The 26,327-nt window shown below is 58.2% G+C and carries 28 protein-coding genes; 11 read left to right on the top strand and 17 right to left on the bottom strand.

Translation table 11 applies throughout. The features are described 5' to 3' along the window. Window positions 1–13: 13 nt before the first annotated feature. From CLM58_RS04840 to CLM58_RS04830, 3 genes are all read right to left on the bottom strand, one after another. Window positions 14–1,879, bottom strand: coding sequence for a peptidoglycan -binding protein (locus CLM58_RS04840; protein ID WP_095594739.1), 1,866 nt, complete (start codon window positions 1,877–1,879; stop codon window positions 14–16). Between the two features lie 3 nt (window positions 1,880–1,882). After that, window positions 1,883–3,052: a biopolymer transporter ExbB gene (locus CLM58_RS04835; protein WP_095594738.1), complete on the bottom strand. Its 1,170-nt coding sequence runs from the start codon at window positions 3,050–3,052 to the stop codon at window positions 1,883–1,885. 83 nt (window positions 3,053–3,135) lie between these two features. Next, window positions 3,136–3,687, bottom strand: a complete 552-nt coding sequence (locus tag CLM58_RS04830; protein WP_229666202.1) for a gamma-glutamylcyclotransferase — start codon at window positions 3,685–3,687, stop codon at window positions 3,136–3,138. A gap of 64 nt (window positions 3,688–3,751) precedes the next feature. On the opposite strand from CLM58_RS04830, the gene CLM58_RS04825 reads away from it, so the two are divergent. Further along, the gene (locus CLM58_RS04825; RefSeq protein ID WP_158221855.1) at window positions 3,752–4,750 is read left to right on the top strand and encodes a DUF2125 domain-containing protein; all 999 of its coding nucleotides are present in this window, start codon (window positions 3,752–3,754) and stop codon (window positions 4,748–4,750) included. Between the two features lie 3 nt (window positions 4,751–4,753). Here CLM58_RS04825 and CLM58_RS04820 read toward each other — a convergent pair whose 3' ends face one another. The 6 genes from CLM58_RS04820 to CLM58_RS04795 form a co-directional block, all read right to left on the bottom strand. Further along, complete coding sequence (locus CLM58_RS04820) at window positions 4,754–5,713, bottom strand: extensin-like domain-containing protein (protein WP_229666201.1); 960 nt, start codon at window positions 5,711–5,713, stop codon at window positions 4,754–4,756. Next, a complete protein-coding gene (locus tag CLM58_RS04815) occupies window positions 5,710–6,627 on the bottom strand; it encodes a prephenate/arogenate dehydrogenase family protein (RefSeq protein ID WP_095594736.1) in 918 nt (305 codons plus the stop codon). Before CLM58_RS04815 ends, CLM58_RS04820 begins: the two co-directional genes overlap by 4 nt. Next, the gene (gene hisC, locus CLM58_RS04810) at window positions 6,624–7,709 is read right to left on the bottom strand and encodes a histidinol-phosphate transaminase (protein WP_095594735.1); all 1,086 of its coding nucleotides are present in this window, start codon (window positions 7,707–7,709) and stop codon (window positions 6,624–6,626) included. The genes CLM58_RS04815 and hisC overlap by 4 nt, the downstream gene beginning before the upstream one ends. A gap of 160 nt (window positions 7,710–7,869) precedes the next feature. Then, window positions 7,870–8,490 (bottom strand): 30S ribosomal protein S4, encoded by a 621-nt coding sequence (rpsD, locus tag CLM58_RS04805; RefSeq protein WP_095594734.1) that lies wholly within the window; start codon window positions 8,488–8,490, stop codon window positions 7,870–7,872. 181 nt (window positions 8,491–8,671) lie between these two features. Beyond that, entirely contained in the window at window positions 8,672–9,403 is a 732-nt protein-coding gene (locus CLM58_RS04800) for a Hint domain-containing protein (RefSeq protein ID WP_095594733.1), read from the bottom strand. A 293-nt stretch (window positions 9,404–9,696) separates the two neighbouring features. Continuing rightward, window positions 9,697–10,161, bottom strand: coding sequence for a hypothetical protein (locus tag CLM58_RS04795; protein ID WP_095594732.1), 465 nt, complete (start codon window positions 10,159–10,161; stop codon window positions 9,697–9,699). 366 nt (window positions 10,162–10,527) lie between these two features. Between CLM58_RS04795 and CLM58_RS04790 the strand changes: the two genes are divergently transcribed. Then, window positions 10,528–11,106 carry a thymidine kinase gene (locus CLM58_RS04790; protein ID WP_095594731.1) on the top strand — a complete coding sequence of 193 codons (579 nt, stop codon included), beginning with the start codon at window positions 10,528–10,530 and terminating at the stop codon, window positions 11,104–11,106. Between the two features lie 79 nt (window positions 11,107–11,185). On the opposite strand, the gene CLM58_RS04785 is transcribed toward CLM58_RS04790, so the two are convergent. From CLM58_RS04785 to CLM58_RS04775, 3 genes are all read right to left on the bottom strand, one after another. After that, on the bottom strand, window positions 11,186–11,524 hold the full coding sequence (locus CLM58_RS04785) for a tRNA-binding protein (protein ID WP_095594730.1): 339 nt from the start codon (window positions 11,522–11,524) through the stop codon (window positions 11,186–11,188). 46 nt (window positions 11,525–11,570) lie between these two features. Then, on the bottom strand, window positions 11,571–12,074 hold the full coding sequence (locus CLM58_RS04780; RefSeq protein ID WP_095594729.1) for a type III secretion system chaperone family protein: 504 nt from the start codon (window positions 12,072–12,074) through the stop codon (window positions 11,571–11,573). Between the two features lie 265 nt (window positions 12,075–12,339). After that, window positions 12,340–12,591, bottom strand: coding sequence for an accessory factor UbiK family protein (locus CLM58_RS04775; RefSeq protein ID WP_095594728.1), 252 nt, complete (start codon window positions 12,589–12,591; stop codon window positions 12,340–12,342). A gap of 95 nt (window positions 12,592–12,686) precedes the next feature. Between CLM58_RS04775 and lgt the strand changes: the two genes are divergently transcribed. From lgt to CLM58_RS04755, 4 genes are all read left to right on the top strand, one after another. After that, on the top strand, window positions 12,687–13,583 hold the full coding sequence (gene lgt, locus CLM58_RS04770; RefSeq protein ID WP_095594727.1) for a prolipoprotein diacylglyceryl transferase: 897 nt from the start codon (window positions 12,687–12,689) through the stop codon (window positions 13,581–13,583). Continuing rightward, window positions 13,580–14,647: a class I SAM-dependent methyltransferase gene (locus CLM58_RS04765; protein WP_095594726.1), complete on the top strand. Its 1,068-nt coding sequence runs from the start codon at window positions 13,580–13,582 to the stop codon at window positions 14,645–14,647. Before lgt ends, CLM58_RS04765 begins: the two co-directional genes overlap by 4 nt. Next, complete coding sequence (gene pgeF / locus CLM58_RS04760) at window positions 14,644–15,402, top strand: peptidoglycan editing factor PgeF (protein ID WP_095594725.1); 759 nt, start codon at window positions 14,644–14,646, stop codon at window positions 15,400–15,402. The genes CLM58_RS04765 and pgeF overlap by 4 nt, the downstream gene beginning before the upstream one ends. Window positions 15,403–15,728: 326 nt before the next feature. Next, entirely contained in the window at window positions 15,729–16,517 is a 789-nt protein-coding gene (locus CLM58_RS04755) for a Hint domain-containing protein (protein ID WP_095594724.1), read from the top strand. A gap of 3 nt (window positions 16,518–16,520) precedes the next feature. Here CLM58_RS04755 and CLM58_RS04750 read toward each other — a convergent pair whose 3' ends face one another. Continuing rightward, window positions 16,521–17,021, bottom strand: coding sequence for an Lrp/AsnC family transcriptional regulator (locus tag CLM58_RS04750; RefSeq protein WP_095594723.1), 501 nt, complete (start codon window positions 17,019–17,021; stop codon window positions 16,521–16,523). A 231-nt stretch (window positions 17,022–17,252) separates the two neighbouring features. Here CLM58_RS04750 and trxB point away from each other — a divergent pair, with 231 nt between their 5' ends. From trxB to CLM58_RS04730, 4 genes are all read left to right on the top strand, one after another. Further along, the gene (gene trxB / locus CLM58_RS04745; RefSeq protein ID WP_095594722.1) at window positions 17,253–18,194 is read left to right on the top strand and encodes a thioredoxin-disulfide reductase; all 942 of its coding nucleotides are present in this window, start codon (window positions 17,253–17,255) and stop codon (window positions 18,192–18,194) included. A gap of 241 nt (window positions 18,195–18,435) precedes the next feature. After that, on the top strand, window positions 18,436–20,505 hold the full coding sequence (locus CLM58_RS04740; protein ID WP_095594721.1) for a bifunctional sulfate adenylyltransferase/adenylylsulfate kinase: 2,070 nt from the start codon (window positions 18,436–18,438) through the stop codon (window positions 20,503–20,505). Window positions 20,506–20,722: 217 nt separating this feature from the next. Next, entirely contained in the window at window positions 20,723–21,508 is a 786-nt protein-coding gene (locus tag CLM58_RS04735) for a hypothetical protein (RefSeq protein WP_198950951.1), read from the top strand. Between the two features lie 5 nt (window positions 21,509–21,513). Further along, entirely contained in the window at window positions 21,514–22,359 is an 846-nt protein-coding gene (locus tag CLM58_RS04730; protein WP_095594719.1) for a glycosyltransferase, read from the top strand. A 37-nt stretch (window positions 22,360–22,396) separates the two neighbouring features. Here the strand turns inward: CLM58_RS04730 and efp are convergent, their stop codons facing one another. Continuing rightward, a complete protein-coding gene (efp, locus tag CLM58_RS04725) occupies window positions 22,397–22,960 on the bottom strand; it encodes an elongation factor P (protein ID WP_095594718.1) in 564 nt (187 codons plus the stop codon). 215 nt (window positions 22,961–23,175) lie between these two features. On the opposite strand from efp, the gene CLM58_RS04720 reads away from it, so the two are divergent. Next, window positions 23,176–23,496, top strand: coding sequence for a DUF6280 family protein (locus CLM58_RS04720; protein ID WP_095594717.1), 321 nt, complete (start codon window positions 23,176–23,178; stop codon window positions 23,494–23,496). A 137-nt stretch (window positions 23,497–23,633) separates the two neighbouring features. Here CLM58_RS04720 and CLM58_RS04715 read toward each other — a convergent pair whose 3' ends face one another. From CLM58_RS04715 to CLM58_RS04705, 3 genes are all read right to left on the bottom strand, one after another. After that, window positions 23,634–24,167: a hypothetical protein gene (locus CLM58_RS04715; protein WP_095594716.1), complete on the bottom strand. Its 534-nt coding sequence runs from the start codon at window positions 24,165–24,167 to the stop codon at window positions 23,634–23,636. Between the two features lie 69 nt (window positions 24,168–24,236). Next, the gene (locus CLM58_RS04710) at window positions 24,237–25,610 is read right to left on the bottom strand and encodes a TolC family outer membrane protein (RefSeq protein WP_095594715.1); all 1,374 of its coding nucleotides are present in this window, start codon (window positions 25,608–25,610) and stop codon (window positions 24,237–24,239) included. Between the two features lie 40 nt (window positions 25,611–25,650). Next, entirely contained in the window at window positions 25,651–26,304 is a 654-nt protein-coding gene (locus CLM58_RS04705) for a protein-L-isoaspartate O-methyltransferase family protein (protein ID WP_095594841.1), read from the bottom strand. Between the last annotated feature and the right edge of the window lie 23 nt (window positions 26,305–26,327).

Genomic DNA, 26,327 nt, shown 5'->3' with positions numbered 1-26,327 from the left:
GCGGCCTTTTTCTTTATCGCTCTGTCAGCTTCAGTTCGATCCGCCGGTTCTGGGCGCGGGCCTCTGGCGTGTCCTCGGTGTTTACAGGGGCGTATTCACCGAAGCCTGTTGCGGCCAACCGCTCGGGTGGGAAGCCGAGAACAACGGTCATGAAACGTACAACTGACAGGGCGCGGGCCTGGCTAAGTTCCCAGTTGTCGCTGAACCGGCGAGAACCCGAGATCGGGACATTGTCGGTGTGTCCGTCCACGCGAATGATCCAGTCGATCTCTGATGGGATCTGGCCAGCCACATCCCGCAAGATCGACGCCACATTGGCGATTTGGGCCTGCCCTTCCGGCGCCAGATCTGCCGACCCCACATCAAACAGAACCTCTGACGAGAACACGAACCGGTCGCCTACTACCCGCACGCCTTCACGATCCGCCAGAACTTCACGCAAACGGCCAAAGAATTCCGAACGGTAGTTCTCTAGGTCTTTCGCCTGCTCCGCCAGCGCTTCGGCTTCTTCGGCAAGGCGTTTGGCTTCTTCTTCCAGACGAATACGCTCGGCCTCTTCCAGCTCGGCCCGACGGCGTTGTTCTGCCGCGGCTTGTGCAAGCGCTGCGTTCAGCTGCGAACCCAAGGCCTCGATTTGAACATTCGAAGCGGAATCCTTGGCACGCGCCGCGTCCAGCAGCGATTGCAGGTCAGCCAGTTGTGTGCGCAGTGCGACCAGCTGCTCGTTCAGCAAGGTGACCTTGCGCGCGGCTTCGGCCGACTTGGCCTCTTCCTGTGACAAGGCTGAGTTCGCTGTTGCCAGCAAGGCGGCCTGACGTTCCCTTTCGGTCAGCTCGCGATCTGCCTGCCGGGCGATTTCTTCCTCGGCGGCCAGACGGGCCGCCATCGCAGAGGCAAGGTCTTCATCCAGCCGTTTCCGCGCCGCTTCGGCTGCCGCCAGTAGGGTCAAGGTTTCCTCTGCCTTCCGGCGCTGTGCTTCCAGCGACAGGGTCATCGCCGTGATTTCATCTTCAGCGTTTAGCAGACGATTGCGCAGCTCTTCCGCTGTTGCCGCATTGGCCAGACGTGCAGCATCAAGCTTTGCATTTCTGTCTTCCAGCGACTGCCGGTCAGCCTGTGACTGTTCAAGCGCCGCGTTTATGTCTTCATTGCGCCGGGCCAATTCTGCTGCATCGTCCTGCGAGGCCGCCAAGGCTGCGCTGATGTCTTGGTTGCGGCTGGTCAGGTCGGAGACATCTTCCCGAGCCGCGGCCAAAGCCGCAGTGATGTCTTGATTTCGATTGGTTAGGTCAGAAACATTGGCCCGAGCGGAAGCCAAAGCCGCGCTGATATCCTGATTGCGATTGGTCAAATCCGCAACGTTGGCGCGTGACGCCGCCAAGGCTGCGCTAATATCTGCGTTCTGGCTGGTCAGGCTCGCCACATCCGATTGCGACGCCGAAAGGGCACTATCCAGATCCGCATTTTGCGTCAGAAGGGATGCAATCTGGGCTTCGAACGCGGTGATCTCTGACTGGGCGCTGTCCAATGCGGATGTCGTATCAGTTAGCTGAAGATTCAAAGTGGCAATCAATGCCTGTTGCTGGGCGCTTTCTTGCTGGATCTGGGACAGATTGGCACCTAGCGCAGAGACGCGGTCTTCCAGTCGCGCATTGTCGCGCTGCTCCAGCCCCAAAGCCTCTGCCAGCGCCAGAACTTCGCCGTTCAACTCTGCCAGTTCGTTTTCTTGCCCGGTGATGGTTTCGTTCAGCATGAATTGCACGATCATGAAGATCGACAGAACAAACATCAAAACCAGCAACAGCGCCGTCATGGCATCCACGAAGCCCGGCCAGATATTGGACTGGAAGCGCGCGCCGCTGCGACGGGCCAGGGACATGGATCAGTCCCCCTTGCCTAGGTTTTGAAGCGTGCGGGTCAGGGTCGCGATATCGCCACGCAGGTCGCTCATCGTTTCCTGACGACCCGCCGATATCTCTTCCAGAACGCGCAGAAGCTGCACGTCGATCGACCGCAGGCGCATCCGGCTTTCAGGGTCGACATGCGGGTTCTCGCTGTCTTGTTTTTCCAGCAGTTGCGCCAGACGCTCCTGCCCATCGGCAATGCGCAGCAGGGCCTCTTCTTGCTTGGAATCGCTTCCACCGCGCGACACCATATCTTCGATCGAACCCACCATCTGCGCCAGACGTGCATCGGTCACTTCGTTCGCCTCGCGCATTTGGATAAGCAGGGCATCAAGTGCCGAGCTTTGCTTGCTAAGCTGTTCGGCAAGAATGACCATCGCGTCGGTTCCCGCACCGCCGCTTTCACCATCGCCTGTCGCAAAGCCAAGTCGGGTGATCGTCGACAACCATTCCTCTAGCTCGCGATAGAACCGGTTCTGGCCGTGGCTTGCGAATAGCTCTAGCAGGCCGACGACAAGGGAACCGGCAAGGCCAAGTAGAGACGAGGCAAAGGCCGTGCCCATCCCGCCAAGCTGCGCTTCCAAGCCTGACATCAGGCGCGAAAAGACCTCGACCCCTGTTTCACCATCGCTTGGCGCCAGTGAGCGGATCGTTTCAACCACGGCCGGAACCGTGGTCGCAAGGCCATAGAAGGTCCCCAACAGGCCAAGGAAGATCAGCAGGCTGGTGATATACCGCGTGATATCGCGCGCTTCTTCAATCCGTGTGACCACCGAATCCAGAATACTGCGGGCCGAAGAGCTGTTGATCTCATGATCGGCCCCGCGTGACCGCAAGAGCGATGCCAGGGGCGCCAGCATCCGTGGCGCCCGCGTGTTTTCATGGCCGGGGACCTGACGGGCATAACCCTCGATCCAGATCACGGATGAGATCAGCTGAATGACCTGAATAAAGCAGGCCAGCACCCCGATCACGAAGACCAGAAGGATGACGCCGTTCAGATATGGGTTCGACAGAAAGACCGGGGCAACACGCGGATAGGCGATATAGGCGCCGAAGGAGAAAAGCCCCACCGCCACAAGCATAAGGAAAATCTGCCGGACCGGCTGAGAAAAGTGCGACCGTCTTCCGGTCTGTTCGTTCGCCATGGCTGTCTGCCCGCCTAGTACCTGTTTCCAAAGACCGTAAGAAGAAACGAGGTGACGAACAACTTACAATTTAGGGCAAAGCTTTACGCGTCAGAGCCTGTTGTAATTTCGCGCACCCTTTGGGACAGCCAGTTCAGCTCTGGATCTTCGATACCCGTCTCACGCAGGTGGTCGACAGTGTTGTACAGGTATTCAGTGTTCGGACCGCGTCCACCGACCGCACGAGCAATGGTCTGAGCCTGATCTTCCAGCGACAAGTGGCGGCAGTATTGCTCGTGGTTGGGGTCAATTACATAGGTGACCGCCCGAACGACCTCTCCCGGCTGCAGGATCAGATCGATCTCTTTCTCCAGATAGGCAGAGGACACCAATTCCCGTTCACGCAACAGCGCCAGCGACTCTTCCTCTGCGCCGGGTTCGACGCGCAGACCAAGGCCAAGGCAATTGACCCCGGATCCTTCGTCCAATGCCAGCACAAGACCCGGGCTTTCGGTGGTTCCACGATGGTGAATAGACCACATGCAAAAAGAGCGATGATACCCCTCGACCCGGGCCACATGCGTTTCGGCCACGGGAAACCCGGGGTTCCACATCAGCGATCCATAGGCAAAGACCCACATAGGTTCAGGCGTCATGGTCTGGTCCTCCTGTTCGGGTGGCTATAAACGGGACGCAGGAAAAGCAAAAGGGGGCGCAAGGATGCGCGCATTGATCAGCCTAACCACCATCGCGGCGGTCCTGTACTCTGGCTACTGGTTCGTGGGATCGCAGGGCGTGAAAGAGGGTATGACCACTTGGCTTGACGACCGCCGGGACGAGGGCTGGGTTGCCGACTATGACGACATCCGCGTCGTGGGCTTCCCCAACCGGTTCGACGCGACCCTGACGCAACTAAATCTTGCAGACCCAGACACGGGTCTTGCTTGGTCAGCGCCGTTTTTCCAACTGTTTGCACTTAGCTACAAACCCAATCATCTGATTGCCACCTGGCCCGAACAGCACAGCATCTCGACCCCAAACCAAAAGATTACCCTGCGCAGCGACAAGTCTCAGGCAAGCCTTGTTTTGCAACCCGATACCAACCTTGCGCTCGACCGGATGACCATGGTTCTGGACGGGTTCGTGATGCGCTCGGATATGGGGTGGCAAGTGCGTCTTCCGGCCGCGACTGTTGCGACCGAAACGCGCGAGGGGCGCGAGAACTGGCATCGTATTGGGCTAAGCTCAGAAAATGCACTGCTGTCCAGCGAACTTCTGGCCATGCTTGGCGCGCAAGGCCTGCCCGAGACTTTTCAGACACTTAAACTGGACGCTGATGTCGGCTTCACCGATCCGTGGGACATCAACGCGCTTCAGAACCGTCGCCCGCAGCCGACAGGTATCGATCTGCGCCTGCTGAAGGCGACATGGGGAGAACTTGATCTGCAAGCGGCTGGCGAATTGAAAATCGACGAGGCGGGATTTGCGACCGGTGAAATCGAAGTGCGCGCCACGAACTGGAAGCAGATGGTCGAGCTTGCTGTGTCTACGGGTGCCGTCGCCAAAGAGGTTGGCGACGGGATGATCCAAGGGCTGTCCCTGCTTGCCGGTCTTGGTCGCGATCCCGATACGCTAGAGGTGCCGCTGACCTTCCGCCGTGGGCGGATCAACCTTGGGCCAATCCCACTTGGCCCCGCGCCAATGTTCGTGATCCGCTAGGCCCTATTTGCAATAGGCCCCGCCGCGATGGCGTGCCGTGTCAAAATGGAAATGATCCTTGTGGTAGCGGTCCGACTTCGGACCCAGAACCGTCCCGAACGGACCACAGGCCGTTTTGTGCAACCGCTCTAGCAGCTTGCGATCAGAACGTTTCTTCCAGCCGTCCAGTACCGAGATCGTCTTGCCATTGGCCAGCGTAATACCCGAGATATCGATCGCGCGGCCTTTGCCATGTTCAGAAATCTTGGCCCCTGCCTGATTATTCCGGGTGCGGCACGAATATCCCGCAATCACATTGATCTGGCCAAGCCCACCGCCAAGCCGTCCGACCGTTGGCTTCGCGCCTTTCTCGACCCATCTGTCCAAGGCCTTTGCGGTGTCGCAATCCATGACTGCTCCCCGGCTGAGCGGGACGCCCGCGACCTCGGTGACTTTTACAGGGTTTCGAATTCCGCAGCCCTGAAGCCTGCCAACGACGGGCGAAAGCTTTTCGCCCCGGATAGAGCGTTTTCCGCAAATCCGGCCGGTTCGACCCGTTCCGGTTATGCGTGGCTGCGGAGCGACAGCCACCGCTTGCGTGACCCGCGCGCCACCTCCAGCATAGGGCCTTGCGGTTGGGCGAATAACGGCGGGTCCTGCCATTCTGATGCCGGGCGCGGTGATGACGCTCGCCTGCGCCGGGGCGACCCAACCCGGGCGCGCAACAGGTCGGAACCCATCATTGCCACGCTTGAACGGGACAAAGGTGATCCGGCTTCTGGCGGCCGTGATTGGTGCGCGCGCTGTTCCGGGGCGGGCCGTCGGGCGGAAATCGGGATTGAAATGTACGCGAAGGCGAACCGGTGTCGCGACAGGTGTCGTACCCGGTCGCGCAGTTGGCCGGATCGAACTGTCTGGCGCCACGGCCAGCGCGGCCTGCGTTTGCAGGCCAAGGACAAGGGATAGGGCCAGCGCCCGGATCAACGTTTCCCTCCGCGCCCGAAGTCCGGGGCGTCGGTATCCTGCCCTGCCTCGATAATGCCGCGGCGGATCGCGCGCGTACGCGTGAAATAGTCGTGCAGGTGGTCGCCATCTCCGGTACGGATCGCACGCTGAAGGGCAAACAATTCCTCGGTGAACCGGCCAAGGATTTCCAGCGTCGCTTCCTTGTTGTTCAGGAACACATCGCGCCACATGGTCGGGTCACTCGCCGCGATCCGGGTGAAGTCCCGGAAACCCGCGGCCGAGTATTTGATGACCTCACTATCAGTCACACGGCGCAAGTCATCCGCCACACCAACCATGGTGTAGGCGATCAGGTGCGGCGCGTGGCTGGTGACGGCCAGCACCAGATCGTGGTGCTCGGCATCCATCTCTTCGACATTCGCCCCCATGCCTTCCCAAAGGCTGCGCAACTTGGCGGTGGCGGCGGGGTCGGTGCCCTCGACAGGGACCAGCAGGCAGAAACGGTTGTCGTAAAGCTCGGCGAAACCTGACCGGGGGCCGGAATGCTCGGTCCCTGCCAGTGGGTGGCCCGGGATAAAATGAACGTCTTCGGATAGATGCGGTGCAACGGCGTCGATCACGGCTTTCTTGACCGAGCCCACGTCGGTCACGGTCGCGCCCGGCTTCAGGTGCGGGCTGATCTCGGCCGCGACCTTGCCCATCGCGCCAACAGGAACAGCCAAAACGATCAGGTCCGCGTCTTTCACCGCCTCGGCGGCAGTTTCGGTGATGCGGTCGCACAGGTTGATCTCGGCCGCGACCTTCCGGGTTTCGGCCGAGCGTGCCGTGCCTACGATCTCACCCGCAAGTCCCCCGCGGCGCATGGCATGCGCCATCGAACCCGCAATCAGGCCAAGGCCGATCAAGGCAACGCGATTATAGATAACACTCATACGTCGCCCTCTTTGAACTTGCGGATCGTGGTGGCCACGCGGCGGCAAGACGCTTCGTCGCCCACCGTGATACGTAGGAAGTTGGGCAGCTTATAGCCGCCAACCTTGCGCACGATCAGACCTTCGGCCTTCAGCGCCAGATCGCAATCCGAAGCTTCCTCTTCCGAGTCAAACTGCGCCAGCACGAAGTTGGTATGAGAAGGGTCGCAAGGGACGCCACGCTCGATCAGCGCATTGGTCAACCATTCGCGCATCCGGGCATTTTCCACCCGGCACTCTTCGACATATTCCGTGTCGCGCACGGCCGCCTCGGCCGTCGCCAGTTGCGACTCGCCCAAATTGAACGGGCCTCGCAGGCGATTAAGCACACCAATGACTTCGGCCGGGCCATAGCCCCAGCCAACGCGCAACCCGCCAAGACCGTAGATCTTGGAAAATGTCCGGGTCATCACAACGTTGTCGCGCGCCTCGACCAAAGAGGCCGCGCCGTCGTAATCCCCACCGACATATTCGGCATAAGCACCATCGACCACCAGCAGACACTGCTCCGGCAGGTTCTCGGCCAGACGGGTCAGTTCGGGCAGGTCGATCATCGTGCCGGTCGGGTTCGCCGGGTTGGCGATAAAGACCAACCGGGTGCGATCAGTGCAGCCCTTTAGGATCTCATCCACGCTGACGACACGGTTGACCTCTGGCACCACTACCGGGGTCGCCCCTGCGGCAAGGGTCGAGATCTTGTACATCGAGAAGCCGTGCTGGGTGTAAATCACCTCATCCCCCGGGCCGGCATAGGCCTGACACAGGAAGGCGATGATCTCGTCCGAACCGACGCCACAAATCACCCGCTCGGGGTCGACACCATGGACCTCACCAATCGCGGCACGCAGGCTTGCGTGGTCAGTCGAGGGATAGCGATGAAGGTTATGTACCGTCCGCGCGAACGCCTCTTTGGCCTTGTCACTTGGGCCAAATGGGTTCTCGTTCGAGGAAAGTTTCACGACATTGGACACACCGTCGACCTTGCTTTGACCGCCTTGGTACAAAGCAATGTCCATAATGCCCGGTTGAGGCGTGATCTTCATCGTCAGATCCTCCTTAGAATCTATCTAGACGGGTGGTCGAAAACTGACCAGAGGCAAAGCGCCACCTTGAATGCGGGTGTTGCCGAAAAGCGAACAGCAAAAAGAAAAGGCCGCGATCTGGTCGCGGCCTTTCGGGAATTCTTTGGATATGCGGCGAAGATTAGTTCTTCGCGTAGAATTCGACCACGAGGTTGGGTTCCATGATGACCGGATACGGCACGTCCGACAGGCCCGGAGTGCGAACGAAGGTCGCGGTCATTTTGGAATGGTCGACGTCGATGTAGTCAGGAACGTCACGCTCGGCCAGCTGAACAGCTTCCAGAACGATGGCCAGCTGCTTCGAACGATCACGTACCTCGATCACATCGCCTTCTTTGACGCGGTAGGACGGGATGTTGACGCGCTTGCCATTAACTTTGACGTGGGCGTGGTTCACGAACTGACGCGCAGCAAAGATGGTCGGTACGAACTTGGCGCGGTAAACAACAGCGTCCAGACGGCGCTCCAGCAGGCCGATCAGGTTTCCACCGGTGTCGCCTTTCAGACGCTCGGCTTCCGCATAGATGCGGCGGAACTGCTTCTCGGTCAGGTCGCCGTAGTAGCCTTTCAGCTTCTGCTTGGCGCGCAGCTGCAGACCGAAGTCCGACAGTTTGCCCTTACGACGCTGGCCGTGCTGGCCGGGGCCGTATTCGCGGCGGTTCAGAGGGGATTTCGGACGACCCCAGATGTTTTCGCCCATCCGGCGGTCAATTTTGTACTTGGCAGACGTGCGTTTGGTCACGGCTGATCTCCTTCGTTAGGTCGTGGCCTTGGGCCACTATGAAGGGCGTTGTCCTTTTCCGTTTCCGGAAGACAGGCATCCTCTTGCGAGGGCCACCAACACCAATGAAATAACCGGCCACAAGGGCCGGGAATGGCGGGCTTATACACCTCGAATCTGTCGAGTCAATGCCAAAGCGGGCTTATCCGCGCCCTTCGGCCCGCAACTGAACGCCGTTGCAAATCAGCACACAAGGCGCCGACAGCTCTAGTTCGACAAGACGCGCATCGCTATCGCGCTCGATTGTCATAATCGTTTTCTTGTTGATCAGGTCTTCGCTGACCATGAAGCCCTGACTTTCACCGAACAGTAGCTCTGACGACTGGCCTTGGATCAGAACCGAGGTCGTCGGCGCCACCACCAGATCGTTCCGGGGCATCCCCGGACCCATGGCATCCTTGCGAATGCGCACCGGATTGCCCAAGGGGCGCGAAATCTTGCGAACGCTCAAAACGGTGACAAGCTTGCCGCCACCCGCTTCGATTCGGTTTTCAGGTTCCAGATCACCCGCGCGTTTCAGCCCGTTGGGGCCACGCAGCCAGACCTCGCTGCCAAGGGTGATGTAGGAATGATTTTCAGAGGGCTGCTCTTGCACCTGCCCTTCGGCATCCAAACGGCGGATGACTTTCAAGTTCGCATTCACTGGCGGCACATGGTCCACGAACAGAAGAAGCGAGCTTCGGTCTGGACCGGCATCGATTTCGGCCACACGGTATTCAGAGCTTCCATCGCTGACAACAAATCCGCCGGGTTTCTTACGGGCAAAGGCTTCATCCCCTACGGCGGTGAAAACCAGCGATTGCACAAGATCTACGGTCTGGGAATAGACGTCGCCGTTGAAGTCGATCTTCTCGAGCAGATGCGGCTGGTCCACACGCGTCGCCTGCCCCTGCCAACGCCACGTATTCCCCACACGCACAGGCGCGGCCCGTCCAGAAGGCAACCGATCTACATTCGTTTGTGACCAGGGTAAAATGAACCAACCACTCAAAGGAATTGCTCCTAAAAATCTGTCATGCAGGGATGCATTGTCAGTTGAGTATTGTCACCACCATTCGCCCCGCTTGAGCAGCTTACTTGCGATATTCATGGCTCAAGCGCAACAGTATTGCGCTACCATTGGGCGGTTTGGGCGGGTTTTGGACACTGATCGCCGGGATAGGCGCGTCAGCTAACGCCTTCTTCTTCCAAGTGGAGTTTCATTTCCAAAAGGACTTGCTGCAAGGCGACAGTCTCACGCAGAAGGCGCTTGGCTTCGTTGACCGTAATAATACCGTCTTCAATCGACTGGTTATATTCGCCCATCAACATTGCGAATCTCTGGCTCAGCGCGACCACATCCGCGTTCACGCCACCGCTCGACGATTCGGTGTTCTTACGCTCTTTGTCATAAGACAATGTCACGCCCTGAAGCTCTGCCAGCGCCGTGGTCACATGCGGAAAGCGCGCAGCTTCTTCCAGCGCTGCGACAGAATCAATCGGCATGAATCGATCTGTGTGCTCATCAGAATCAGAATAATACCGGCCAAGGGTCGCCTTCGACTTTCCGGTCAGTTGGCAGGCTGCCTCAATCCCAACGTCTTTGACGAGGGCTTCGGTGTGCTTCTTAAGATAACTACGTACGGCGCTCATGACTCGATCCTAACTGACACCTGTAAAACCTCAAGTACTGGGGAAATACAGAGCGGATTTCCCTCTAACGACCTGAGCCGAATTTGTCACAAATAGTACACGCACTTCCTCATGGAAAGTGCGGAAATTCACTGGCACTTCTCCTGCCAGTTTCTGGATTGGTCCTTTGATAAGGCGGAACAAGTACCCCTCGCTCGTTTCCCAACTGCAAAGGATCTCGTCTCCGCCTCTAGCGGTGGGCCAGGTTCGGTCATCCATCCCCGGCGAAAGCCAGACCGAACCTGGCAGTTAGACACGCCACACTTGAATTCGGTATCGTCGCTGCGGTAGGCGAGAGACGTAACTTTCCCGTGACGCGTCTGACAAATGGCCAAGCTTTATTTCCACTATTCTACCATGAACGCAGGAAAATCGACGATTTTGCTGCAAGCGTCACACAACTATGTCGAACGCGGAATGCAGACCTACGTGCTGACCGCCCGCTTTGACGACCGGGCCGGCGAAGGACAGGTTGCGTCGCGGATTGGCATCAGCGCCGATGCCGACACATATGATTCCACCAGCGACCTTTATCAAAAGATCGCGCAGCGCCTGTCTGACGGTCCCTGCGCTTGCGTGTTCATAGATGAGGCGCAATTCCTGACTAAGAATCAGGTCTGGCAGCTGGCGCGGGTGGTTGACGACCTGAAAGTGCCCGTCATGTGCTATGGCCTGCGCGTCGACTTCCGCGGAGAGCTTTTCCCCGGTTCCGCTGCCCTGCTAGCCCTGGCCGATGAAATGCGTGAGGTGCGCACCATCTGCCACTGCGGAAAGAAAGCTACGATGGTGGTTCGGCAGGATGAAAACGGCGAGGTGCTTCTGGACGGTGCACAGGTGCAGATTGGCGGCAACGAAACCTATGTCTCGCTTTGCCGCCGTCATTGGCGCGAAGCTGTCGGGGATTAGACCGCGTTCGGGGCACCTATGCTGGAGAGCGCTTGGTTCTCGTCAGGCTGCAAGGAAAGCGACACAAGAACTCGTGGCATCAATGCATCCGCCCACCGTCAGGCACCGCCTGATCCGGTGACAGAAGAACGATCCCATCTTCCCCGTCGGAAAGACCCAGAACAAGCACCTCGGATTTGACAGGACCGATCTGGCGAGGCGGAAAATTCACGACGCCTATGACTTGTTTCCCAACAAGCGTCTCGGGGTCATAGTATTTCGTGATCTGGGCAGAGCTTTTCTTCTCCCCAATTTCCTCGCCAAAATCGATCCACAATTTGATCGCGGGCTTGCGGGCTTCGGGGAAGGGTTCGGCACGCACAACGGTGCCAACCCGGATATCGACTTTCAAAAAGTCATCAAACGTAATCTGGTCCATACCGGGACTATGCCCCGGTATCTTGGCCCGTCAAGGCAGGTGCCGCTTAGGCTGTACCGTAGGCCTCTGTCATGGCGACATCCATCGCCTCTTCAGGCGTCTGGTTGGCCCACGCCACCAGCTGGAACGCTGGATAAAAGCGTTCAGACGCGCCAACCGCTGCGCCAATTAGCCGGTCAATCTGTTCCGGCGTGGCCAATTGCCCGCCCGACAGCACCAGACCGTAACGATAGGTCATCAGCTTCTGCGCTTCCCAATAAGCGAAACCCCCGGCCCAGCATTTGTCATTGGCAAGGTTCAGCGCTTCATAGATTTCAGCCATCCGTTCTTGTGGCGGCTCCATCTCGAAGGTGCAGATCATCCGCAGCGTTTCATCATATCCAGACCACGCCAACGTGATCGAATAGGTACGCCACTGACCTTCGACCGCCATCGCGATCTGGTCATCGGCCACCCGGTCGAAATCCCACTCGTTATATTCGGCGAGGTGTTCGACAATATCGATGGGGTGCAGCTCTTCGGTCTGAAGGTAGTCTTCTGTAATAGTCATGCCCGGCCTCTCATTGTAGGGCCAAGCGGGTGGCAGCGCCGCAAGGCCTAGGTGCCTGCTCTAGAAGCGGCGGGTTTTTATGCCACTCCATACTAGATATGGTGGGCGCAAAGACGTGGACCTGTAAAGCTTTATTTTGTGGGGACCTGCAGGAAGTTGTGGGTAAGTCGCACACTGCCACTAAAATTTGCACAGAAAGCAAAGCCCGCGAACCCCAGTTCGGGCCGCGGGCTTTTTCATTCAAATTGAGACCAAATCGTCAGGCTCAGGCCTGATCCTGTTCGGCCTCCAGCGCATCCAGACGGGCCTTAAGCGCTTCGTTCTCTTCGCGCGCTTTCTGCGCCATGGCGCGGACAGCGTCAAATTCTTCGCGTGTCACGAAATCGCGATCGGCCAGCCAGCGATCCAACATCGAGGCAAAGGCATTCTCGGCCTCATCCTTGGCGCCCTGCGCCACGCCCATGGCGTTGGTCATCAGTTGCGACATATCTTCGAAAAACTTGTTGCGGCTTTGCATTTGATCCTCCGCCGTTACATTCGCGCCCTATATGGGCGTATGGGCGACAAGACACAAGGTTGACTTCGTCGCAGATCCCACGGCAAGAGGCAGATATGCAGGCGGTTTTACAATTCCCCGAGATAAGCTCTGAAGTCTTTTCGATCCCGTTGTTCGGGATGGAGTTCGCACTTCGCTGGTACGCATTGGCCTATATTGTAGGTCTGGTTCTGGGTTGGCGGCTGGTGGTTCGGCTGGTTCGGACCGAACGGCTGTGGCCGGGCGGCAAGCCACCGATGACCGCCGAACAGGTGGAAGAGTTGCTAACCTGGGTGATCCTTGGGGTGATCTTTGGCGGGCGGCTTGGCTTCGTTCTGTTCTACAAACCCGCCTATTATCTGGCGAACCCGATCGAGATTCCGATGGTCTGGCAAGGCGGCATGGCTTTCCACGGTGGGCTGATCGGGGTGATGGTCGCGCTCTTTTTGTTTTGCCGAAAGCACCAGATCGCGCTTTTGTCGGCCAGTGACGCGCTGGCGATGGCAACGCCCCCGGGCCTGTTGTTTGGGCGTATCGCGAACTTCGTCAATGAAGAGCTGTGGGGCCGACCAAGTGACCTTCCATGGGCTGTGGTCTTCCCAAGCGATCTGGCCCAGCACTGTCCGGGTTGGGATCAGGTGCCTTGCGCCCGCCACCCGTCGCAACTGTATGAAGCAGGCCTAGAAGGTTTGCTGCTTGGCATCGTCCTGCTGTTCCTGATCTATCGCCGCGGTTGGCTGAAGACGCCGGGCATGGTGGCCGGGGCCTTTTTCATCGGCTACGGCATGGCGCGGTTCTTTGTGGAATACTTCCGCCAAGCAGACTTTCACTTCATCACGCCAGAAAACCCCATGGGTTTCGTGATCCAGTTTGGCGGCGTCGGCGTCACCATGGGACAGCTCTTGTCATTGCCGATGATCGCAATTGGTATCACCTTCGTTCTGATCGCGCGCCGTAAGGCCCAAGCCGAATGACACCCTTGGCCGAAATCCTTTCGCGACGGATCGCCCAGACCGGGCCGATCTCTGTCGCGGATTATATGGCCGAATGCCTTTTGCATCCCGAACACGGATACTATTCGACGCGCGACCCTTTCGGCGCGGGCGGAGACTTCACCACCGCCCCCGAAATCAGTCAGATGTTTGGCGAGATGCTGGGCCTTTGCCTTGCCCAGACGTGGATGGATCAAGGAAGCCCGAAGGCCTTTACACTTGCCGAGATCGGACCCGGTCGCGGAACGCTGATGTCCGATATCCTGCGGATCGCCAAAGCCGTTCCGGGGTTCGTCGAAGCCGCACGAGTTCACCTGATCGAGGCGTCGCCGACTTTGCGCAAGGTCCAGCGCCAAACACTTGGCGATCACCCGGTGACCTGGCTGGACGACGCCCAAGCCCTGCCCAATGACCAGCCGCTGTTTCTAGTAGCGAATGAGTTCTTCGACGCCCTGCCCATCCGCCAGTTCCAGCGTGACGAAAAAGGCTGGCGTGAGCGTATGGTTGGCCTTCAGGACACCACTCTGGCCATGGGGCTGTCCTCCCCTGCCCCGATTGCGTTGCTGGATCACCGGTTGGCGGATACGCAGCCCGGCCAGATTGTCGAGACTTGCCCCGCCGCAGCCCCGATCGTTCAGGCCATCGGTGCGCGCATTGCTGATAACGGGGGCTGTGCAATCTTAATTGATTATGGTGACTGGCACTCACTGGGTGACACGCTGCAAGCGCTACGTGATCACCAACCCGAAGACCCGCTAGCCAACCCCGGCGAGGCAGACCTGACCGCCCATGTCGATTTCGAGGTGCTCGCGCTGGCTGACGTCTCGGTCAACCACACCGCAATGACCCCGCAGGGTGTCTTGCTTGAACGCCTTGGCATCACCCCACGTGCGCAACAGCTTGCCCAGAAACTGGCTGGTGATGCGCTGGAATCCCACATTGCCGCGCATCGGCGCTTGACCCACCCGCAGGAAATGGGAAACCTATTCAAGACGATTGCTCTTTACCCAAGAGACGCGCCACCCCCACCGGGATTTGACCTATGACGCTCGAGATCCTTTACTCCGACGCTCTTTCACCTGTGCGCCACGGGTTCTTTACCCGTAAGGGCGGCGCCTCTTCCGGCGTGTTCCGCGGGCTGAATTGCGGGCAAGGCTCTTCTGATCAAAGCGACATTGTCGCGATCAACCGCGACCGGGTCGCGAAGGCCATGAATGCGGGGGGAACAGGCCTGACGACTGTCTATCAAGTCCATTCCGCCGATGTTGTCACCGTGACATCCGACAGCGACCTGTCCGGCGCCAAGGCTGACGGGCTTGTTACCGCGACCCCCGGAGTAACCCTTGGCGTTCTGACAGCGGATTGTCAGCCGGTCCTTTTCGCGGACCCAGAGAACGGCGTGATTGGTGCGGCCCACGCGGGCTGGCGCGGTGCGTTGGACGGGGTGATCGAGGCGACCGTTGACGCGATGGTCGCCCTGGGTGCCAAGCGCGAGGCGATCAACGCAGCAATTGGCCCGACCATTAGCCAGCGCGCGTATGAGGTCGGCCCCGAATTCCTTGACCGTTTCCTTCAGGAAGACCCGGACTATGCCCGATTCTTCACAGACGGTGATGGGGATAAGGCTCAGTTCGATCTGCCCTCTTTCGGGCTGTTCTGCTTGAACAAGGCCGGAGTCGGCACAGCCGAATGGATCGGCCATTGCACCTACTCCGATCCCGACCGTTTCTATTCCTTCCGTCGCAGCACGCATCAAGGCGAGGCCGACTATGGTCGGCTAATCTCGGCCATCGGCCTGTAAAACCGTCACAGCTTTGCCGCATTTGACACCATCTCGGCCATGAACGGGCCGTAATGGGATGCAAACCTCTGTGCCCAACAGCAGGTCGCCATCAGAAGCGGCCATTTTGCGGAACATTGCGATAGAGGAAACGCATGACACAACGACGTTGGCTGCAGTCCCTTCTCAAGCTCACCCGCACCGAGGCACCGGTCATGCCCTGGGCAAAAGCGCGACAAGGCAAAACCTGATCCGGGCAAAGTAATAAGTCAGGCGGGATTCCTGCCGAGTAAATGTGTCGTCGGGCGTGCCCGATGTGATGGTACAAGTAAAAGAAAGGCGGTCAGATGAACCAGCAGAACGCGCCCGCAATTGATGCGGACCAAACCCAACTTCGACACAGGTCCGAAGGTCAGGTTCTGCCCCTACAACGCGCCGACCGCCCGCGCGCTATTTCTCGCCGGTACGAGATTTCCTATCTGACAGAGGAAGGCTATGCCGCAGATGTGTCCCGCGTGGCACCTGCTACGCCTCAGTTCGAAGAGGCCTTCAGCGCATTTGCCCATGGCACCCTGTTTCAGACCGATCGCGGCATGCTGGCGATCGAAGACATCTACCCCGGACTGAAGGTCGAAACCGAAGCCGGGCTGCAAACCGTTCTGTGGGTCGGCTCTATGTCGGTTCTGCCTTGGTCCGAGGACGGACCCAAGGACCCCTGCAAACTGATGCGGATCACCGCAGGCAGTTGGGGGTTTGATCGCCCCAGCCAAGACTTGCTTCTGGGCAGCGGCGCACGCCTTCTGTACCGTCACGCTGGTTGTCAGGAATTGCTGGGCACCGATGCCGGATTTGCCCCGGCTCGCGCCTTTATTGATGACGAATCCATGTTGTCCGTCCGCCCGGCGTCATCTGTTCGCCTGTTCCATCTTGGCTTCTATGGACAGCAGATCCTGCGCGCCAATGGGCTGGAGGTCGAAAGCTACCACCCCGGACAGCAAGCCGAGATGCTGATGAACACCGAAACCAAGGCGCGCTTCCTAAGCCTGTTCCCGCATATCCGGTCAATGGAAGACTTCGGGCCACAGCCGGAACCCCGACTGACACGGTTCGAAGTGGAAAACCTGCGCTTAAGCTAAGGCTTAAGCGTCGCGTTCCAAACGTTCTTCGAGAACTTCAAACGGCACACCGGGCAGGTCCTTCGCGCAGCGAATGACCAGCGAGGTCTTAACGCTCGCGACGTTGTCCGCAGCGGTAAGTTCTTCGGTCAGGAAGGTCTGGAAAGTCGACAGATCGGGCGCGGCGCATTTCAGCACGAAATCCACCTCACCATTCAACATGTGGCATTCGCGGACAAGCGGCCAGTCCCGGCAACGCTCTTCAAATGCCGACAGGTCGATCTCGGCCTGGCTCATCAGGCCGACCATCGCGAAAACCTGCACCTCGAATCCCAAGGCGCGGCTATCGACATCGGCATGATACCCGCGTATGTACCCCTGCTCTTCTAGGGTGCGCACACGCCGCAAACACGGGGGCGCCGAGATTCCGACACGCTTGGCAAGCTCGACGTTCGTCATACGTCCGTCCGCCTGAAGCTCCGCAAGAATCTTGCGATCAATCGGGTCAAGCTTGGTACTGGCCATTTGTAAGGAATCCTGTTCGTTTTAGCGCAACTTATGTTCTAAGCCCTCGCTGCGCAATATTATTTCAATATCACGCAACAATTTTTTCAACGTAGACCGGCAGGATGACGCATCCATGCCACGCACACAGCGCCGAAACAGCTTGCAGACCCTTTGTGCGGCATCGGTGGTTGCACCCCCGCGGGGCGCCGCATAAGTATTATGCGCTTTCACCAAAGGGACCAGAGGCACATGACTGATACGCGCCATACCAAAGTTCTGATCATCGGCTCCGGCCCGGCTGGCTACACCGCCGGCGTCTATGCCAGCCGCGCGATGCTGAACCCGATCCTTGTTCAAGGGATCGAACCGGGCGGACAGCTGACCACCACGACCGAGGTCGAAAACTGGCCCGGCGACACAGAGGTTCAGGGCCCTGACCTTATGGTCCGCATGGAGGCTCACGCTAAGGCGATGGGCTGCGAAATTATCGGCGACATCATCGTTGATCTGGACCTGTCCAAACGCCCCTACACCGCCAAAGGGGACAGCGGAACAGTATACACCGCTGACGCCGTGATCCTTGCCACCGGCGCGCGCGCAAAATGGCTGGGCCTGCCTTCGGAAGAGAAATACAAAGGCTTCGGCGTCTCGGCCTGTGCGACTTGTGACGGGTTCTTCTATCGCGGACAGGAAATTGTCGTGATTGGTGGTGGTAACACTGCCGTTGAAGAGGCCCTGTTCCTGACCAATTTTGCCTCCAAGGTCACGCTGATCCACCGCCGCGACGAACTGCGCGCAGAAAAGATTCTGCAAGACCGCCTGATGAAGAACGAAAAGATCGAACCACTGTGGTTCCACACTTTGGAGGAAGTTGTGGGCGAGGACTCTCCTATGGGCGTCACCGGTGTGCGGGTGAAGCATGTCGAAACTGGCGAGATCACCGAGATCGACTGTAAAGGCGTCTTCGTCGCCATCGGCCACGCCCCCGCCAATGAATTGGTTAAGGACGTTCTGGAATTGCACAACGGCGGCTATGTGAAAGTGAACCCCGGCAGCACAGAGACATCTGTCCCTGGCGTATTTGCAGCAGGTGACCTTACAGACCACAAATATCGTCAGGCTGTAACCTCGGCAGGCATGGGTTGCATGGCTGCGCTTGATGCAGAGCGGTTCTTGGCTGAACAAGAGTGATCTAGTCGTCCAAACGACAAATTCACAAAAGACGTTCAAAGCGGTGGCAAATGTGAATTTGCCACCGCTTTATTTTGGACCACGCCAGCAGAGCCGTTAACAACAGCCGTCCAACATTTACAAATTGTTTAAAATCTTTTCCTAAATGTTGCTTCGAAACGTCGAGCAGGGCGGAAATTTGTTTGCTTTTGCAGCATTCTGTGCGATCTGTTCATTCGTGAACACACTTTGAGTCAAGCAGATGACCACGACCACGCAAAAGCAAACGATGCCCCAAGGCGACGACCTGTTTCGCCTGCTGCATCGGCTTGACCTGACGCCAGAGGCCTCTCAGCGGGTCATCGCGCAGGCGCTTGGCGTGTCTTTGGGGCGGCTCAACGCGCAGCTACGCGCGGCGACCGAGGCGGGCCTGATCGCGGTCTCTGACCGTGACGGTCCCGATCGCCGCCAGCGCTTTGCCTATGCGCTGACCACCAAGGGCGCCGCCGAAAAGCTGCGCCTGACTGACAAGTTTCTGGCCAGCAAGCTGGCCGAATATGACGCCCTTCATGCCGAATTGACCGGCACTACGAGCGGATTGCTCGCCCTCCAAAAAAGGACTTCCCCGATGGAATCGAACCTGTCTCCGATCCCGGAGCTGTTTGTCTCTTATGACAGCGCCCAAAAGCTAAAAGTCGAGGCCGCCGACCTGGTCAGCCACGACCTGACCCCACGCCAGATCTGCGACCTGGAACTTCTGATGAACGGCGGCTTCAATCCGCTGAAGGGTTTTCTAACTGAAGAAGACTATGACAGCGTGGTCGAGAACATGCGCCTTGCGGACGGCTCCCTTTGGCCGATGCCCATCACCCTGGACGTCTCAGAAGACTTTGCCGAAAGCATTGAACTGGGTCAGGACATTGCCCTGCGCGATCAGGAAGGCGTGATCCTTGGCACCATGACGGTCACCGACCGCTGGACCCCGAACAAAGCACGCGAAGCCGAGAAGGTTTTTGGTGCCGACGATCTGGCCCACCCTGCCGTCAACTATCTGCACAATGTGGCGGGCAAGGTCTATCTGGGTGGTCCGGTCACCGGTATTCAGCAACCTGTCCACTATGACTTCCGCGGTCGCCGCGACACACCGAACGAGCTGCGCGCCCTGTTCCGCAAGCTGGGTTGGCGCCGCGTGGTTGCGTTCCAAACCCGCAACCCGCTGCACCGCGCGCATCAGGAACTAACCTTCCGCGCCGCGAAAGAGGCACAGGCCAACCTGTTGATCCACCCCGTTGTCGGCATGACCAAACCCGGTGACGTCGACCACTTCACCCGCGTCCGCTGCTATGAGGCGGTTCTGGACAAGTACCCGGCAGCGACCACCTCTATGAGCCTGCTGAACCTGGCGATGCGTATGGCTGGCCCGCGAGAGGCTGTCTGGCACGGCCTAATCCGCAAAAACCACGGCTGTACCCACTTCATCGTTGGCCGCGACCATGCGGGCCCCGGCAAGAACTCTGCTGGTGAAGACTTCTACGGCCCCTATGACGCGCAAGAACTGTTCCGCGCCCACCAAGATGAAATCGGCATCGAAATGGTCGACTTCAAACACATGGTCTACGTGCAGGAGCGCGCCCAATACGAACCGGCGGACGAGATTGAAGACGGCGTCACTGTCCTGAACATCTCGGGCACCGAACTGCGCCGTCGTTTGGCCGAAGGTCTTGAGATCCCTGAATGGTTCTCGTTCCCCGAGGTCGTGAATGAACTGCGCCGCACCCGCCCTGCCCGCGCGAAACAAGGCTTCACCGTCTTCTTCACCGGTCTGTCGGGTTCGGGCAAGTCGACTATCGCCAATGCGCTGATGGTCAAGCTGATGGAGATGGGCGGCCGCCCCGTGACCCTTCTGGACGGCGACGTTGTGCGGAAGCACCTGTCATCCGAACTGGGCTTCTCAAAAGAGCACCGTGACATCAACATCAAGCGGATCGGCTATGTCGCGTCCGAGATCACGAAAAATGGCGGCATCGCCATTTGTGCTCCGATCGCGCCCTACACAGCCACACGCCGTGCCGTGCGTGAGATGATTGAAGCCTACGGCGCATTCACCGAGGTGCACGTTGCGACGTCTCTTGAGGAGTGCGAACGCCGCGACCGCAAGGGCCTCTATAAGCTGGCGCGTGAAGGTAAGATCAAAGAGTTCACTGGCATCTCTGACCCATATGAAGCGCCTACCAACGCGGAACTGGTCGTAGACACCGAAGGCGTCGACGTGGACAACTGCGCGCATCAGGTCATCCTGAAGCTGGAGCAAATGGGGCTGATTGCCGGCTAAGGTCGCAGTAAGCGCCGCTCAACTCGCAACCCCGCGCCTTTTGGTGCGGGGTTTTTCATTTACGCGTCACAGCCGACCGAAGCGAGCGCATTGACACCGGTTCCGACCTCATCCAAACCCTAACCCAACAATATTAGTCGGGGCGTGCGGTCGAATTTCGATGCTAGTCATTTCACTTTCCACAATACCCTCACGGTTCAGGCTATTAGAACCAACATTGGAGACACTTGTCGCGCAAAGCGCGAAGGTAGAGGAAATTCGGCTGAATATCCCTAAATCCTATCGCCGTTTTCCGGACTATGACGGAAGCCTGCCAGACGTCCCCAAAGGTATTCGCATCGTTCGCCCGGAAGAAGATTGGGGGCCAGCGACCAAAGTCTTGGCGACCGCCTTTGATTTAAGAGGCGAAGACTGCCAGATTGCCTTTTGCGACGACGACAACCTGTACCCAAGCCATTGGGCGCAAAAGATGCTTGATGCCAAGGCAGAACGACCCGACGACGCTATCGGATTTATCGCGGAAGACATTGCGGTTTTGACTAAAGAGCCCGTTGTGCCAACCCATTTTCCCCGCGCGGTTACAGCCAGGAAGGATTTGACCTACCGTTGGGAACGGCTGAAGCAACAAATCAAAGCTAGGCAACTGCGCGCCATCCGCGGAAAACCTCCGCGGATCTATGTGTCGAAGGCGGGGTACCGAGATACTTTGTATGGCTTCGGCGGAGCATTGGTTCAGCCCGACTATTTTGACAACCGATCTTACGAGATTCCGCCCGTGGTCTGGGCCGTTGATGACATCTGGCTATCAGGCTGTCTGGCCCGCCAAGGTATTGGTATCTGGGCCGTAGCCGGAGAGAAGATTCCGGCACTATCCCCGGCACATTATCACGACGGTCTGGCCTTCGATGAAATAGAAGGGGCCAACCGCAAACAGGCCAATCTGGCGTGCATCCGGTACATGCAAGACACCTATGGCATCTGGAAACCTGCAGAGGCGCAATAATAGGTATGCTTGTCATCTCTCTTTCGACAATTCCACCTCGCTTCAACCATTTGGAAGCAACGCTGCACTCGCTTCTAGAACAGACAACTGATGTCGAAGAGATCCGGTTGAATATCCCCAATTCCTATCGCCGTTTTCCCGATTACGATGGCAGCCTGCCAGCGGTGCCTAAAGGCGTCCGCATCGTGCGCCCGGAAGAGGACTGGGGGCCCGCGACAAAGGTTCTGGCCGCCACCAACGATCTAAAAGGCGTCGACTGCAATATCGCCTTTTGCGACGATGATCGGATCATGCCCCCTCATTGGGCTCAATCTCTGATCGAAGGCAAGCAACAACGCCCGAACGATGTGATTTCCTTTATTGGCGAAGATCTTTCGACGATTACGGGAGAGCCTGTCGCGCCCTCCCGGATGCCTCGTGCCAAGCCTGCGGGTAAGGATTTTGCCTACCGGTGGGCTAGGCTAAAACAACAGATCAAAGCGCGGCAGCTGCGCTCTGTCCGGGGCAAACCTCTTCGGCCGTGGTACAAGAAACCGGGATACGTTGATACGCTCTACGGAACCTATGGTGCCCTAGTTCGCCCCGAGTATTTCGATGACCAAGTCTATGACATTCCGCCAGTGCTTTGGTCTGTCGACGATTTTTGGCTTTCTGGCAGCCTTGAACGCAAAGGCATCGGCATCTGGACCCTGGCAGGCCCGTGCACGCCAGATTATACTCCGGCCCACGAGATGGACGCGCTTGAGAAAGAAGCGTTCGATGGCGCGGGCCGCCATGACGCCAATAGGGCCTGCGTCAAATACATGCAGGAGACCTACGGCATTTGGCCAGCATCAAAAAAGGCCGCGTAGTTCAACGCGGCCTTTTGTCAGTAGCTCTTGTACCTGATCAGGCGCGTTCGGAGTATTCCATGGTCTCGGTGTTCACGACGATGTCCTCGTCCTGACCAACAAACGGCGGCACCATGACCTTCACGCCATTGTCCAGAATAGCCGGCTTGAAAGAGTTCGCAGCGGTCTGACCTTTGACGACCGGCTCTGTCTCGGCGATTTTGCAAATCACCTTCTGCGGCAAGGTCGCGTTCAGCGCCTCGGCTTCGTAGAATTCGACAACGATGGTCATCCCATCCTGCAGGAAGGGGCGACGATCGCCGAGAATTTCCGCGGGCAGTTCGATCTGCTCGTAAGTTTCGCTATCCATGAACACCAGCATGCCGTCGTTTTCGTACAAGAATTGCTGGTCTTTTTGCTCTAGGCGCACGCGTTCTACTTTGTCGGCAGACCGGAAACGTTCATTCAGTTTCGAGCCATTTCGCAGGTTGCGAAGCTCTACCTGAGCAAAGGCGCCGCCTTTGCCGGGCTTCACGTGGTCGACCTTTACAGCGGCCCACAGACCGTCATTGTGTTCCAGAACATTGCCGGGGCGAATTTCGTTTCCGTTGATCTTGGGCATAAGAGACCTTGTTTATAAGGTTGATCGAGAGTTTCCAGCACCTATATCCAGAGCAGCACCTGCTGGCAAGAAAACTGTCGGATAGGAATAGAAGGAAGCGAGCTATGCAAAATATGCATGGAAGGTATTCCAAATAAGGGAACCAGAATCGCGTCAAATTCGTCATAAACGGCTTCACGCCAAAAAATGCAAGAACAAGAATAAAGGACGACGAGATGGTAGATTTCGTTGATGGCACAGCTTTTAATCACGAGCAGGGTAACCGTGCTCGAAAACTGTTCGCCGCAGTTGTGTTGGCCGCATTGGATGATGCGATTGCCGACGACAAAAAATACGGCAACGGGCCGGAACAAATCGCCCGTTGGGCACGCTCGCGTGACGGGCGTGAGGTTTTGTCCTGCGCTGGCATCGACCCGAACGAACGTGTTGTTTCGGGGCTGATGGAATTCGTGTCCAAAGGGGTCCGCACCTCTGTCGCGTTGTCGCGCGAAGAAAGCGAACGCCGCATGGCACAGGAGCAGGCCGAAGCGGCCTAAACCTTCGCCGACATTCGGTATGAAAAAACGCCCGGGTCTGCCTCGGGCGTTTTTTTGTCAGGAAAGCAACGCCCCCATCAGGCTGCTGACATGCGCGAACGATGTGCCGGGGCATTCACATTGCCCGCCTTCACACCCTAGGACAGATCACGTTCCGTCAGGGCGCGGGCAATCTCACGGCGGACCACTTTGCGAAGGCTTTGGGACAGTTTGTCACCAACCTCGCCCTTTAGTTCCTCGCGCAAAATCTCGGCAATCATGTTGCGCAGCTCCGGTGTATCCACCAGTTCGGCAGGAAGAGGGCTGGGCTTGGTTTCGACGGGTACCAGCGGACTGGACAATTCCAGCGGCGCCACATCAGCTTCCTCGACCGGATCGGCGATCTCTTCAGATGCCGCAGGCCAGTTGCGCGCAGCAACAGCAACGGCATTTTCCAACCGCAAAACCCGGTCATCGACCGAGGTCTCTTCCCAGGTCTGGTTGGGCACCAAAACCGGGTTGGTCAAAACCAGCTCTGCCACTTGTTCGACAATCCGGTGATCAGAGGTCAGTACAAGCTTTCCCTCCTCTACCTCGGGATTCGCGACATCCTGCCCGCTACCGTCGCTTACGAGGCGGCGGATCGAGGATAGCACCTCATTGATTTCGGCAGGATCTCCTGACTGTGTCATGGTCGCGGTCAAACTCCAATTTCCCAAATCAAACGGTAGCGATTTGCATACGATGACACAACTAGCGGATTAATTTGCTTCTTTTCCAAGGCGTTTCAGAACGCCATCCAGCTGGTCGCCCTGAAAACTGCGGATCGGCGCAGCTTTGACAGCGTTGTAATAGACCGTCGGATCATAGGTCTGAATGCCAAGGTTCAGGTTCTCGGCGGTCAGCAGCCCCATTGAGGCCATCAGCGTGAAAATCGCGACATACTGGTCTGCCTCGGCCCGGATGCGGGCGGCACGGGCGTCCAGCAAATTCTGCTCTGCATCCAGCACGTCCAACGTGGTTCGCGCGCCAAGCTTGGCCTCTTCCTGCGTTCCTTCAAACGCAAGCTGAGCCGCGCGAATCTGTTCACCGCTTGCGGTGATCTGCGCGCGGGACACAGCAAGGCTAGCCCAAGCGTTTCCGACGGATTGGTCGATCAGGCTTGTGGTGTTCAGCAGGCCGGCCCGAGTGGCCTCTTTTTGCTGAATGGCACGGCGCTCCAACGCCCGAAGGGCACCGCCCTGATAGATCGGCTGGCGCAGGGTCAGGGACACACTGCTGTTGTCATTGCCACCATCGGTCCTGCCGATGGACGCCCCGGCGGTGATGTTCGGCCCCCTGGATTTACGGGTCCGAAGCACGTTCAGCTCGGCAACTTTGACTTCATGCTGAGATGCAATGATCGACGGATGGGTCCGCAGCGCGATAGCACGGGCTTCGGACTGCGAGCGGGGAAGTTTCGGCAAGCGTACATTTGCAGCCAGATTACCCGGGTACTTACCCGTGGCCTGACGATAGGCTTCACGCGCGACATTCAGTTGGCCCTGATTGGCCACGCGGTTGCTGCGCGCCGCTGCCAGAGCGGCCTCGGCGATTGAAACATCGGTGCGGGTCACTTCACCCACTTCGAACCGATCACGCGCCGCTTCCAGTTCCTGCGTGATCAGGCGAACGTTGCTTTCGCTAAGCAAGACGTTCTGAACCGCGCTACGCACATCCATATAGGCCTGTACCGCCCCAAGCAGCACCTGCTGTTCAACACCGACCAGACCAGCGCGGGTCGACAGAACCGTCTCTTTTGCGACGTCCACACCCAGTTGGTTCGCGCCACCATCGTACAATACCAGCTCAGCTGAAATGCTTGCGCTGGCAGACCGGCTGTTGCCCTGAATATCGGAGTGGGAATCGGTCGCGTTCGCGACAAAGCTGATCACGGGGCGCAGCGCCGCAACGGCGCCTGCGACATCCTCATCCGCAGCCCGCAGCAGGGCGCGGTTCTGATCCAGAAGATTGCTGTTCTTATACGCCGCGACCATGGCGTCGGTCAGCGTTTCGGCCGAAGCCGCTCCTGCGCCAACGCTAACAATAACAGCGGCCAGTCCGGCCCGTACAATCGAAGGGAAAATGATTTTCATGTTTTAACATGCTCCAAATCCCCTGCGGAGCAGAGGTGGTTTACAATACGAAGGCGTTCTGCCGTTCAAACCCCGGAAGGACGGGAGCCCCTGCATTGAACGCGTAGCGCCAAGAGACCTCTCCATCAATCTTATAGCCGACGCGGCAAACGCCAAGGGCACCTTCCTGAAAAATCGCAAGAATACGCCCACCTTCTTTAACCTGTTGCAACAGAGCGTCAGGCATATGCTCGACTGCGCCCTGCAGGATCACCACGTCATAGGGACCGTGCTTTGCATCGCCTTCAGCAAGCGGCGCTTCGATCACAGCAGCGTTGTCGGCGTTCTGCTCGGACAGGTTGGTCTGAGCATCCGCGGCCATATCCGCATCTTCTTCAACAGCGACAACGGCTTCCGCCATACGTGCGAGAACTGCTGTAGAATAGCCAAGACCGCAGCCAAGGTCCAAGACAACTTCATCAGGCTGCACATCCAGCGCGTCCAGCATCTTGGCCAGAACGCGCGGGTCCAGAACCACACGACCGTTATCAAGTGCTACGTGCTCGCCCGCATAGGCCGCTTCGCGCTGTTCGTCGGGAACGAATTGTTCGCGCGGGACAGTCAGCATGGCTTCGATAATCGGAAACTTAGTCACATCCGACGGACGGATCTGGGTGTCTACCATCATGCGGCGGCGGGTGGCGAAGTCTGTCATTGTGATGAAGCCCCTCAAGCGGT

This window comes from Actibacterium pelagium (assembly GCF_002285415.1).
Lineage (GTDB): Bacteria > Pseudomonadota > Alphaproteobacteria > Rhodobacterales > Rhodobacteraceae > Actibacterium_B > Actibacterium_B pelagium.
The sequence above is the reverse complement of the archived record's forward strand: the minus strand, read 5'-3'. Positions and strand labels throughout refer to the sequence as shown.

Excerpts from the sequence above, each read along its gene's own strand:
- CLM58_RS04840 (WP_095594739.1), bottom strand. The coding sequence starts at position 1,879 with ATGTCCCTGGCCCGTCGCAGCGGCGCGCGCTTCCAGTCCAATATCTGG.
- CLM58_RS04835 (WP_095594738.1), bottom strand. The coding sequence starts at position 3,052 with ATGGCGAACGAACAGACCGGAAGACGGTCGCACTTTTCTCAGCCGGTC.
- CLM58_RS04830 (WP_229666202.1), bottom strand. The coding sequence starts at position 3,687 with ATGACGCCTGAACCTATGTGGGTCTTTGCCTATGGATCGCTGATGTGG.
- CLM58_RS04825 (WP_158221855.1), top strand. The coding sequence starts at position 3,752 with ATGCGCGCATTGATCAGCCTAACCACCATCGCGGCGGTCCTGTACTCT.
- CLM58_RS04815 (WP_095594736.1), bottom strand. The coding sequence starts at position 6,627 with ATGAGTGTTATCTATAATCGCGTTGCCTTGATCGGCCTTGGCCTGATT.
- hisC (WP_095594735.1), bottom strand. The coding sequence starts at position 7,709 with ATGAAGATCACGCCTCAACCGGGCATTATGGACATTGCTTTGTACCAA.
- CLM58_RS04795 (WP_095594732.1), bottom strand. The coding sequence starts at position 10,161 with ATGAGCGCCGTACGTAGTTATCTTAAGAAGCACACCGAAGCCCTCGTC.
- CLM58_RS04790 (WP_095594731.1), top strand. The coding sequence starts at position 10,528 with ATGGCCAAGCTTTATTTCCACTATTCTACCATGAACGCAGGAAAATCG.
- CLM58_RS04785 (WP_095594730.1), bottom strand. The coding sequence starts at position 11,524 with ATGGACCAGATTACGTTTGATGACTTTTTGAAAGTCGATATCCGGGTT.
- CLM58_RS04780 (WP_095594729.1), bottom strand. The coding sequence starts at position 12,074 with ATGACTATTACAGAAGACTACCTTCAGACCGAAGAGCTGCACCCCATC.
- CLM58_RS04775 (WP_095594728.1), bottom strand. The coding sequence starts at position 12,591 with ATGCAAAGCCGCAACAAGTTTTTCGAAGATATGTCGCAACTGATGACC.
- lgt (WP_095594727.1), top strand. The coding sequence starts at position 12,687 with ATGCAGGCGGTTTTACAATTCCCCGAGATAAGCTCTGAAGTCTTTTCG.
- CLM58_RS04765 (WP_095594726.1), top strand. The coding sequence starts at position 13,580 with ATGACACCCTTGGCCGAAATCCTTTCGCGACGGATCGCCCAGACCGGG.
- pgeF (WP_095594725.1), top strand. The coding sequence starts at position 14,644 with ATGACGCTCGAGATCCTTTACTCCGACGCTCTTTCACCTGTGCGCCAC.
- CLM58_RS04755 (WP_095594724.1), top strand. The coding sequence starts at position 15,729 with ATGAACCAGCAGAACGCGCCCGCAATTGATGCGGACCAAACCCAACTT.
- CLM58_RS04750 (WP_095594723.1), bottom strand. The coding sequence starts at position 17,021 with ATGGCCAGTACCAAGCTTGACCCGATTGATCGCAAGATTCTTGCGGAG.
- trxB (WP_095594722.1), top strand. The coding sequence starts at position 17,253 with ATGACTGATACGCGCCATACCAAAGTTCTGATCATCGGCTCCGGCCCG.
- CLM58_RS04740 (WP_095594721.1), top strand. The coding sequence starts at position 18,436 with ATGACCACGACCACGCAAAAGCAAACGATGCCCCAAGGCGACGACCTG.
- CLM58_RS04730 (WP_095594719.1), top strand. The coding sequence starts at position 21,514 with ATGCTTGTCATCTCTCTTTCGACAATTCCACCTCGCTTCAACCATTTG.
- efp (WP_095594718.1), bottom strand. The coding sequence starts at position 22,960 with ATGCCCAAGATCAACGGAAACGAAATTCGCCCCGGCAATGTTCTGGAA.
- CLM58_RS04720 (WP_095594717.1), top strand. The coding sequence starts at position 23,176 with ATGGTAGATTTCGTTGATGGCACAGCTTTTAATCACGAGCAGGGTAAC.
- CLM58_RS04715 (WP_095594716.1), bottom strand. The coding sequence starts at position 24,167 with ATGACACAGTCAGGAGATCCTGCCGAAATCAATGAGGTGCTATCCTCG.
- CLM58_RS04710 (WP_095594715.1), bottom strand. The coding sequence starts at position 25,610 with ATGAAAATCATTTTCCCTTCGATTGTACGGGCCGGACTGGCCGCTGTT.
- CLM58_RS04705 (WP_095594841.1), bottom strand. The coding sequence starts at position 26,304 with ATGACAGACTTCGCCACCCGCCGCCGCATGATGGTAGACACCCAGATC.